Consider the following 9,903-nt stretch of genomic DNA (forward strand, 5'->3'; position numbering starts at 1 on the left):
CATCGCTTTCATGTGAGGTTTTAAAATGAAGTTTACATTGTCGTGGTTAAAAGATCACTTAGAAACAAATGCATCTTTGAATGAAATTTGTGAAAAATTAACCGCTATCGGTCTTGAGGTTGATCACGTTGATGATCGGTCTTCTTTAAAAGGTTTTATGATTGCAAAAGTTTTAATAGCAATAAAACATCCTGATGCCGATAAACTTCAAATTTTATCAGTGGATACAGGAACTGCTACACCTGTTCAAGTTGTCTGTGGAGCACCAAATGCACGAGCAGGTCTTGTAGGTGTTCTGGCACTACCAGGCACTTATATCCCAGGACTTGATGTGACATTATCTGTAGGAAAAATCCGCGGGGTTGAAAGTTTTGGGATGATGTGTTCGCAAGCGGAGCTTGAATTATCAAATGAACATGAGGGAATTATCGAACTTCCAGAAGATGCACCTATTGGAGATTCATTTGCAGCTTATGCTGGTTTAGATGATCCGGTTATTGATATTGGTTTGACCCCCAATCGTTCCGATTGTACAGGTGTTCGCGGTATTGCTCGTGATCTTTCTGCCGCTGGAATGGGAAAATTAAAAGAATTATCTTTGTCAAAATTTGAGCCTTCTTTTGAAACACCTCTCGATGTTTCATTAGATTTTTCGCAAGGTTCATCATTATGTTTAGGTTTCGCTTGGCGTGAAGTACGCAATGTTCAAAATGGCGAATCACCACAGTGGATGCAACAGCGTTTGAATGCAATTGGTCTGAGACCGATTAATGCGCTTGTTGATATGACCAATTACATCAGTTTTGACCTTGGTCGTCCGCTCCATGTTTTTGATGCAGATAAAATTAAAGGTAATTTGTGTGTACGTTGTGCACGTGAGGGAGAACAGCTTCAAGCACTGAACGGAAAAATCTATCATCTGGGCGCTAAGAATTGTGTCATTGCAGATGACGAGGGGATTGTTTCGATTGCCGGTATCATGGGCGGAGAAAGAACAAGTTGTGATGAAACAACACATCGCGTTATTATTGAATCGGCGCTTTGGGATGCGCGAAGCATTGCACAAACAGGAAGAGCATTAGGTCTTATCAGTGATGCACGTTATCGATTTGAACGAGGTGTTGATCCGGCTTTTATAGACACAGGACTTGAGATTGCAACAGAATTGGTCTTACGTCTTTGTAGTGGTGAAGTATCTAAAAAGAGGATCGTTGGCTATCAGCAACAAGAAATCAAACAGATCGCTTTTCCTTTTTCTGAAATTAAACGTTTAACAAATTTGGAAATAGAACCTGAAAAAGTCATCTCTATTTTAACAAAACTTGGATTTTTTGTTGAAGGAAAAGGAGATGTTATTACGGTAAAAGTACCATCATGGCGCCCTGATATTATGGGTAAAGCCGATTTGGTGGAAGAGGTTATGAGAATTTATGGGTTAGATAAAATTAAACCTATTCCTTTGGAAAACTTTGCAGAAGGAAAAGATCAAATTTTAACATGCGCACAAATTCGTTCACGTGCTACACGTTTGGCTTTAGTGCAACGTGGTATGAAAGAAGCGGTAACATGGTCTTTTATTTCTGAAAATCAAGCTCTTGCTTTTGGAGGAGGTCAAGAAGAGCTTAAATTGGTTAATCCTATTGCTGCTGATATGTCAATGATGCGTCCTTCCCTTTTACCTGGTTTGATTATGGCGGCACAGAGAAATGCTGATTGTGGTTTTTCCGATCTTGCTTTGTTTGAAGTTTCCAATATTTATGAAGGCGATACCCCTGATAAACAACACCGTGTTGTTAGTGGGATTCGTCGTGGAACAGAGCAATTTAAAGGGTCTGGTCGTTTTTGGAATGGAAATGCAACCGTCGTTGATGTTTTTGATGCCAAAGCAGATGCTTTAGCTATTTTAGAAGCATGCGATATGGATGTTGGAAAAGTGCAGATTGAAGTTGGAGCGCCCAATTGGTATCATCCTGGTCGTTCAGGTGTCATAAAACTTGGATCAAAGATTATTCTTGGTTTTTTTGGTGTTTTTCATCCTGCTACATTAGAAAAGTTAGATGTCAGTGGCCCTTTATGCGGCTTTGAAATTTTTCTAGACAGAATTCCAGAATCAAAGAAAAAAACGACCAAAAGCCGTCCTCCTTTGAAACTCTCACCTTTTCAAATGGTGCGGCGTGATTTTGCCTTTATAGCGGATAAAACTGTTGCCTCTTCTCTTATTATTCGTGCGGCAAGTGGAGCCGATAAAAAACTTATTCATTCAGTGCAGATTTTTGATATTTTTGAAGATTTAAGCTTTGGCGAAGATAAAAAATCTGTTGCGATTGAAGTAACTATTCAGCCCATAGAACGGACTCTAACAGATGAAGATTTAGAAAAGCTTGCCTTAAAGATCGTGGATAATGTTACCAAAATGACAGGTGCATATTTGCGCTACTGAATATTTTCATTTTTTATGAGATATTTTACATGAAGTGGGAGCATTTTTGAGTGCTCCCTTTTTATTTGGCATTCAAGAGCGATAGAGCTTCTTGAAAGCGGATCTCCTTACCAAAACAAGCTGCTTAAATCATCAATTTTTTCAATATGAAAAAAGCTGTTTTTAAACATCTTGAAAAGTTATTTTTTCTCTTAATCCTTCATTGCAAATGTAAAAGATAACTGCTATTGCTAAATGATAATGCAAATTATTTGCAATAAAAAGAAGGCATATAAAGGAAAGAGAGAATCAATGAACGTAAGAACGTTTTTCACCATAGTTTTTGGAAGTGTTATTTTTTTTACACCCAATTTTGCTTTGTGTGCTGGTAAATTTAAAGCTGTTACGACATTCACTATCATTGCTGATATGGCACGCAATGTAGCAGGTGATGCCGCTGATGTTGAATCCATTACAAAACCAGGTGCGGAAATTCATGAATACCAACCCACCCCACGCGATCTTATGCGTGCTCAGGGAGCTAACCTTGTATTGTGGAATGGTTTAGAGTTAGAGCTTTGGTTTGAAAAGTTTTTTCAAAATATCAAGGATGTTCCAAGTGTTGTTGTTTCAAAAGGTATTATACCCATTAAAATTGGTGAGGGACCCTTTAGCGGTAAACCCAATCCTCATGCGTGGATGTCACCGACCTCTGCTTTGATTTACGTTGATAATATTCGCGATGCTTTTGTAAAATATGATCCTGAACATGCTGAAATTTATAAACAGAATGCTGAAATTTATAAACAGAAAATTCGTGCAACGATTGATCCAATTAGGACTGAATTAGAAGCTGTACCGCAAGATAAACGTTGGCTTGTGACCAGTGAGGGGGCTTTTAGCTATTTGGCGCGTGATTTTGATCTAAAAGAACTTTATTTATGGCCCATCAATGCTGACCAACAAGGAACACCACAGCAGGTCAAGCATGTTATCGATATGGTTCGCAAATACAATATTCATGCAGTTTTTTCTGAAAGCACTATTTCCCCTGCGCCTGCCAAGCAGGTTGCCAGAGAAACAGGGGCTAAATACGGTGGTGTTCTTTATGTTGATTCTTTAAGTGAGAAAAATGGTGAGGTACCCACTTATATTGATTTATTACGTGTCACGAGTGGACGTATTAGCAATGCTTTAGTAGAGGGAGTAAAAAACCAATGACGGAATGTGGAATTTTTGCCCAAGGAGTAACGGTAACATATCGTAATGGACATACAGCTTTACGCGAAGTGAATTTTGAAAGTCCAAAGGGTTCTATTACGGCATTGGTTGGTGTTAATGGATCCGGTAAGTCAACGTTATTTAAAGCGATTATGGGGTTTGTACGCCCCTCAAAGGGAAAAATTCGTATGTTTGATTTGCCCGTTGATATAGCTTTGAAAAAAAATCTTATTGCTTATGTTCCTCAAAGTGAAGATGTTGATTGGAATTTTCCTGTCTTGGTTGAAGATGTTGTATTGATGGGGCGGTACGGTCATATGAATTTCTTTCGCTATGCCCGTACACAAGATTATGAAGCCGTTCGTATTGCCTTAGAACGCGTTGATATGTTGGCTTTTGCCAAGCGCCAAATTGGAGAACTTTCTGGTGGACAGAAAAAGCGTGTTTTCCTAGCGCGCGCTCTTGCACAGAAAGCAAAAGCTATTTTATTAGATGAGCCGTTTACAGGGGTTGACGTTACAACAGAAGATAAAATCATTGCTTTGTTACAAGATCTCCGTAAAGAAGGAGCAGTGATCTTGGTTTCAACTCACAATTTGGGTTCTGTTCGCGAATTTTGTGATCATACAGTTTTAATAAAAGGTACTGTTTTAGCTTCTGGGTTAACAGAAAAAATCTTTACAAAGGAAAATCTGGAGAAAACTTTTGGAGGGTCTTTGCATCACCATATTTTTGATCTTCAAACCACAAAAAAAAATGATGTTTTCATGGGAAGAAAGCAGTCTGCCGTTTGTGAAGATATTGAAAGAGTGGAGCACGTTGCATGATTTCTTGGTTGCTTGAGCCACTGAGCTATCAATATATGGTGAATGCAATGTGGGTTTCTGGGTTAGTTGGGTGTGTTTGTGCCTTTCTTTCAGCTTTTTTGATGTTAAAAGGTTGGTCATTGATTGGTGATGCACTTTCCCATTCGATTGTTCCTGGTGTAGCAGGAGCTTACCTTTTAGGGTTACCTTTTTCACTCGGCGCTTTTTTTTCTGGTGGTCTTGCAGCAGCAGCAATGCTCTTTTTTAACCACCGGACAAAGCTTAAAGAAGATACCATTATTGGGCTCATTTTTTCTTCCTTTTTTGCCTTTGGGTTGTTTCTCAAATCATTAAAACCAATGGCTGTTAATATTGATACGATTGTTTTGGGAAATATTTTAGCAGTGAGTTCAACAGATATTCTACAATTGGCTTTTATCGGCTTTGTTTCGTTGCTTATATTGCTTTTGAAATGGAAAGATCTTCTTGTTTCATTATTTGATGAAACGCATGCGCATGCCATTGGATTAAACGTAAAATTTTTAAAGATTCTCTTTTTCACATTGCTTGCCGCTTGTACCGTTGCTGCGATGCAAACCGTTGGAGCGTTCTTAGTCATTTGTCTTGTTGTGACACCTGGGGCAACGGCCTATCTTTTAAGTGATCGTTTCGTAAACATCTTGGTTATTGCAGTTGTAATTGGAACCTTCACAAGTATCTTGGGTGTTTATGTGAGTTATTTTTTGAATGCACAAACGGGGGGGGTTGTAGTGCTTTTTCAAGCATCTTTATTTGTTTTGGCTTTTATTTTTGCTCCTAAACATGGGTTTATTGCTGCGCGCTTACGCATAAATGCAGCAAAAAAGGGTGTAATATTATCATGATTGATCAATTACTGCTTCCGTTTCAGTTTTCTTTTATGCTTAAGGGTATGCTTATTGTCATGATTCTTTCTATTCCCATGGCGATGCTTTCCTGTTTTCTTATTTTGAAAGGATGGGCGCTGTTAGGTGATGCCATTTCTCATGCAGTTTTTCCAGGTGTTGTTGTTGGTTATATGACAACACCATGGGTAATCGCATTTTTAACTTCTTTGCCATTTGCTTGGTTTCAGCATATACGTCCAGAGAATATTACAATGACTTTGATTACTTGCGGTGCTTTTGTTGCAGGAATGGTGTGTGCACTATTAACGGGTTTTTTAGGGAGCAATAGCCGTATCAAACAGGACACGGTGATGGGTGTGGTCTTTTCTTCAATGTTTGGTTTGGGGCTTGTTTTAGCCACGTCTATTTATAGTAGCTTAGATTTGAATCATATTCTATTTGGTAATCTCTTGGGTGTTAACTGGCTTGATATAACGCAGACGGCAATCATTTCTGCTGTTGTCACTTTTATTTTAGCAGCAAAATGGCGCGACTTTATGCTGTATATTTTTGACACAGTTCAAGGACGTGCAATGGGGTTACCAATATCTCTACTCCACTATACCCTGCTAACGATGATTTCTCTTACAATTGTTGCGGCTTTGAAAGCTGTAGGTATCGTACTCGTTATTTCTTTACTGATAGCACCAGGAGCAATTGCCTATCTTGTCACAAAGCGGTTTTCTTTTATGTTAATGATCGCGATACTTGTTGCAGCTTTTTCTGGTTTTTTAGGGATTTATCTCAGCTTATTTATCGGCTCTGATTCTGCTTCCACAATTGTGTTGATCTTGACGTTGATTTTTATGGCTATTTTCATGATGATTTTCTTTCGTCGAAACACAGTTCAAGAGACTTGAAAGTGTTAAAATTCATGCATATCAGCCATGCATTTTTATATATTGTTTCTCATTTTTATTTTAATTAGAGTCCGGGGTGCTAGATTATTTTTCCTCCTAATATCTAGCAGGTGAATGCAGTAAATTTTCTCCCCCCCAACACTGCATTCTTAATTAAGAGGCTGCATTGATTTCTTCTGCAGCCTTTTTATTTTTTTGTTTTTCTAAAATCTCTCCTCTTTTCTTGAAATCATTTAAAATGATTATAATATTGTGTAAGCTATTCGGTATTTTCAAAGAACTTATAACAGCAAAGACACTTACGCATGAAGGGATAGAGCGTAATTGTACACTCAGACATGTAAACAGAAAAAAACAGATACAATGTTTTTGTATAGGGTTTTGCGTAGAGGAAAATAGTACGAGAAAATGAAAAAAGATTTGAAGATATCGCACCCTTTACGTATCTGCTATTATATAGCAGGGTGGGCGATGGTTATATTAGGTATTATCGGTGTCGTATTACCTATTATGCCAACTGTGCCTTTTTTATTGGTTGCCTCATGGTGTTTTACGCGTTCTTCTCCACGTTTTCATCAATGGTTGAATAATCATCGTATTTTTGGTCCCCCTATTAAGCGATGGGAAGAAAAAAAAGCAATCTCTCCATTTGTTAAAGTTTTTGCAATGATGAGTATGACAGGAGGATTTTTATCCTTTTTTGTAATGCTACACCCTCCTTTGTGGATTTCTTTACTTGTTGCGGTTATATTATTGCTGATTGCCATTTATATTGTAACACGTCCATCTTCCTAATGATAAAAAAGGCTTTATGGGATACTCTTTTTAGCTTCAACTTATTTGTAAAAACTATGAGAACTTTTAAGTTTTGAATATGAGCTCTCCATTTCCAAAATGCATATGAAATAGCAAGCTTTTTGAACGCAATTAATTAATAATATGTTTGTGAAATAATTTTTATGAACACTCAAAATGTTCTCACTTGGTAAACAATGATAAATCACATTCATGGAAGAGAGTCATTATTTTTGTAAAGCATGTTTGTATGAATCTCTACATATACATCATTAAAAAGTCATTGATATGATAGTCATTTCTTTCTAAAAGACATTTCGTTTGTTTTCATATCTCTTAATGAGGATATAATACAAAGCTTACTAAACACCATCATTTTTATACTTATACAGTTAAGAAGCCGGTCTATTATATCAATCTTTAATGTTACATCTGTTATTAACTTAAGAATAATTCATAAGAAACAACAGAGTTTTTCAAATGGTTTTATATATACACGCATTCTTATTATAATATGCGAATAAATAATTTCTCTGTCTTTGTATAAAGCTTATTCGAAATAAAAATATTATTGCATTCTCTGTTTTTTAATGAAGTCATGCCCCTCACGTAAAACAAAAGGTCTCCCAAATCATGTTATTTACACATTTATTTTTAATGAAACATTTCTCAACGCTTTACTCATTTCATAATAGCAGACTATACATGGATAAAGTAAAATCTCCTGTAACATGTATAAAATCTATTTGAGCACCATCATCCTTGCCTTTCAAAATGCACACCAATAGTCACCATGCTATTTGTCATCCTCCAATGTTGCCTTAGTAATTCCTAATGCTACAATTATAGCTTGTCATCTGGTTTTGTATATTTTGACACTAGATTTTGTACCAATTTATTTTTTTCAAAGAGTTTAAAGATGTTCTCAAAGGGTTTTGAAAGCCTTTTCTCATTTTTACTTATGGAAACGCACTTTTTTCTGATTTTCGGTAATTTTTGCAATTTTAGGTGTCAAAATCTATTTTGATAAAACGCGCATTGAATGGTCAAAATTGTACATAAAAACAACAAATTACCACGTATTCCTACTTAATCCAACCTCTTCCCACTTAGTATAAAACCTACTGTCAAACTACAACAATAACCCTTAGAACTTGAAAACCTTCATACATGCAAGGAGATGAGTGTGCTTGATTTAACAGGGTTAAAATGAGAAAATCTCCTTGGCTAAACTTCCTTGGCACGTTAAGTATTTTTTTAATGCGTTGTAAATATTTTTAAGTCTTATCTATCGCGCCTTATGTAAGTGAAGCGTATGCGTGGTAGGCCAAGTAGAATCTGCTCAAAAACAGCCGAACTGTTTACAGACCAGCAAAGGTTAAAAATCCTCGTTTTAAGGCAGGACAAAAATCAATCTTATAAACAATATGATGGATCAATATACTTGTTTTAAAGAACCGGAAACTATGTTTTTATAGGTCTAGCAATTCGCTTTTTATTACCAAAAAAATTGAGATAACGTTGTACTTCTTTTGAATCACCGATCGTTTTTTCAGGATTATCTGAAAGTTTTACGGCTGGTCGACCATTGGCATAGGTCACCTTACAAACAAGGGAAAGAGCATCAAGAGTTTCGATTTCCTGAGGTGCACAGCCTGTAAAATCATTGGTAAGATCCGTGCCCCATCCAAAACTCATGCGCACTTTACCATGGAAATGATGATAGGTTTTTTCAATTGTATTGACATCAAGAGCATCAGAAAAAATTAAAAGTTTTTTGCGTGGATCTTTTCCTTTTTCTTTCCACCATTGAATAATACGTTCACCACCTTCAATAGGAGGCGCACTATCGGGTCTGAAACCCGTCCAATCAGCGACCCAATCTGGTGCATTGCGTAAAAATTCTTCTGTACCAAAGGTATCAGGTAAAACAATGAGAAGATTTCCACCATAATAACGATTCCAATCTTGCAAGACTTGATACGGAGCTCTGCGTAATTCATCATCGTTGTTGCTGAGAGCCGCAATAACCATAGGCAATTCGTGTGCATTGGTTCCAAGAGCTTCTAAATCCGTATCCATGGCAAGAAGAACATTAGAAGTTCCAGTAAAAGAATGACCAATGCCTTCTTTTAATGCTTCCACACACCAGCGCTGCCATAAAAAAGAATGGCGGCGCCTTGTCCCAAAGTCAGATATTTTAATATCAGGCAATTTTTTGAGACGTTCAACTTTACTCCACATTTTTGCTTTAGCACGCGCATAAAGTACATCAAGAGCAAAACGATCTAGTTTTTTGAGAGCAGCACGTGAACGTAATTCACTAATAATAGCAAGGGCAGGAATTTCCCACATGGAACTATGGGCCCAGGGTCCATGAAAATGAAGGATATATTGGCCATCTTTGCGGGTGAGTTCATATTCTGGAAGTTGAAAATTCTCAAGCCACTGAAGAAAATCCGGTTCAAAAATTTGTTTGCGTCCATAAAATGTATTACCAGCAAGCCAAATCATTTCTTTTTTTGTAAAGCGCAAACTAAGAGCATGATCAAGTTGGGCACGCAATTCACTCTCATCAATATCATCGACAAGACGTATTGTTTTAGAGCGATTTATGAGGGAAAAAGTAACATTAACATTAGGATATAACCCCCAAATCATCTGCACCATTAGAAGCTTATAAAAATCCGTATCAAGAAGTGACCGAATAATGGGATCAAGTTTCCAAGTGTGATTGTAAACACGTCTAGCAATATCCGGATGATTCATAACCTTTTTCTTTCATTTTCATAAAATCTAAAATATTATGCACCAACACGGCTAATATAGGCGGTGCAATATAACAACTCTACAGTTTTGGACAAGAATAAAAAGTC

7 protein-coding genes are annotated in these 9,903 nt (G+C 37.0%); 6 read left to right on the forward strand and 1 reads right to left on the reverse strand.

Features of this window, described 5'->3' with window-relative positions; all coding sequences use genetic code 11:
• Positions 1 to 25 precede the first annotated feature (25 nt).
• The 6 genes from pheT to ACFIL2_RS09610 all read left to right on the forward strand — a co-directional run bounded on the left by pheT (position 26) and on the right by ACFIL2_RS09610 (position 7,027).
• A complete protein-coding gene (gene pheT / locus ACFIL2_RS09585) occupies positions 26 to 2,440 on the forward strand; it encodes a phenylalanine--tRNA ligase subunit beta (RefSeq protein ID WP_375680129.1) in 2,415 nt (804 codons plus the stop codon).
• 291 nt (positions 2,441 to 2,731) lie between these two features.
• Entirely contained in the window at positions 2,732 to 3,640 is a 909-nt protein-coding gene (locus ACFIL2_RS09590) for a metal ABC transporter substrate-binding protein (RefSeq protein WP_375680128.1), read from the forward strand.
• Entirely contained in the window at positions 3,637 to 4,467 is an 831-nt protein-coding gene (locus tag ACFIL2_RS09595; protein ID WP_273790252.1) for a manganese/iron ABC transporter ATP-binding protein, read from the forward strand. The genes ACFIL2_RS09590 and ACFIL2_RS09595 overlap by 4 nt, the downstream gene beginning before the upstream one ends.
• On the forward strand, positions 4,464 to 5,330 hold the full coding sequence (locus ACFIL2_RS09600; protein ID WP_273790251.1) for a metal ABC transporter permease: 867 nt from the start codon (positions 4,464 to 4,466) through the stop codon (positions 5,328 to 5,330). Before ACFIL2_RS09595 ends, ACFIL2_RS09600 begins: the two co-directional genes overlap by 4 nt.
• A complete protein-coding gene (locus ACFIL2_RS09605) occupies positions 5,327 to 6,232 on the forward strand; it encodes a metal ABC transporter permease (RefSeq protein WP_375678816.1) in 906 nt (301 codons plus the stop codon). The genes ACFIL2_RS09600 and ACFIL2_RS09605 overlap by 4 nt, the downstream gene beginning before the upstream one ends.
• Positions 6,233 to 6,640: 408 nt before the next feature.
• Positions 6,641 to 7,027: a YbaN family protein gene (locus ACFIL2_RS09610; RefSeq protein ID WP_375611405.1), complete on the forward strand. Its 387-nt coding sequence runs from the start codon at positions 6,641 to 6,643 to the stop codon at positions 7,025 to 7,027.
• A 1,464-nt stretch (positions 7,028 to 8,491) separates the two neighbouring features.
• Here the strand turns inward: ACFIL2_RS09610 and pncB are convergent.
• Entirely contained in the window at positions 8,492 to 9,796 is a 1,305-nt protein-coding gene (gene pncB / locus ACFIL2_RS09615) for a nicotinate phosphoribosyltransferase (RefSeq protein WP_375628467.1), read from the reverse strand.
• Positions 9,797 to 9,903 lie beyond the last annotated feature (107 nt).

It is taken from the genome of Bartonella sp. AP30XZML (assembly GCF_042195945.1).
In the GTDB taxonomy this organism is placed as follows: Bacteria; Pseudomonadota; Alphaproteobacteria; order Rhizobiales; family Rhizobiaceae; genus Bartonella.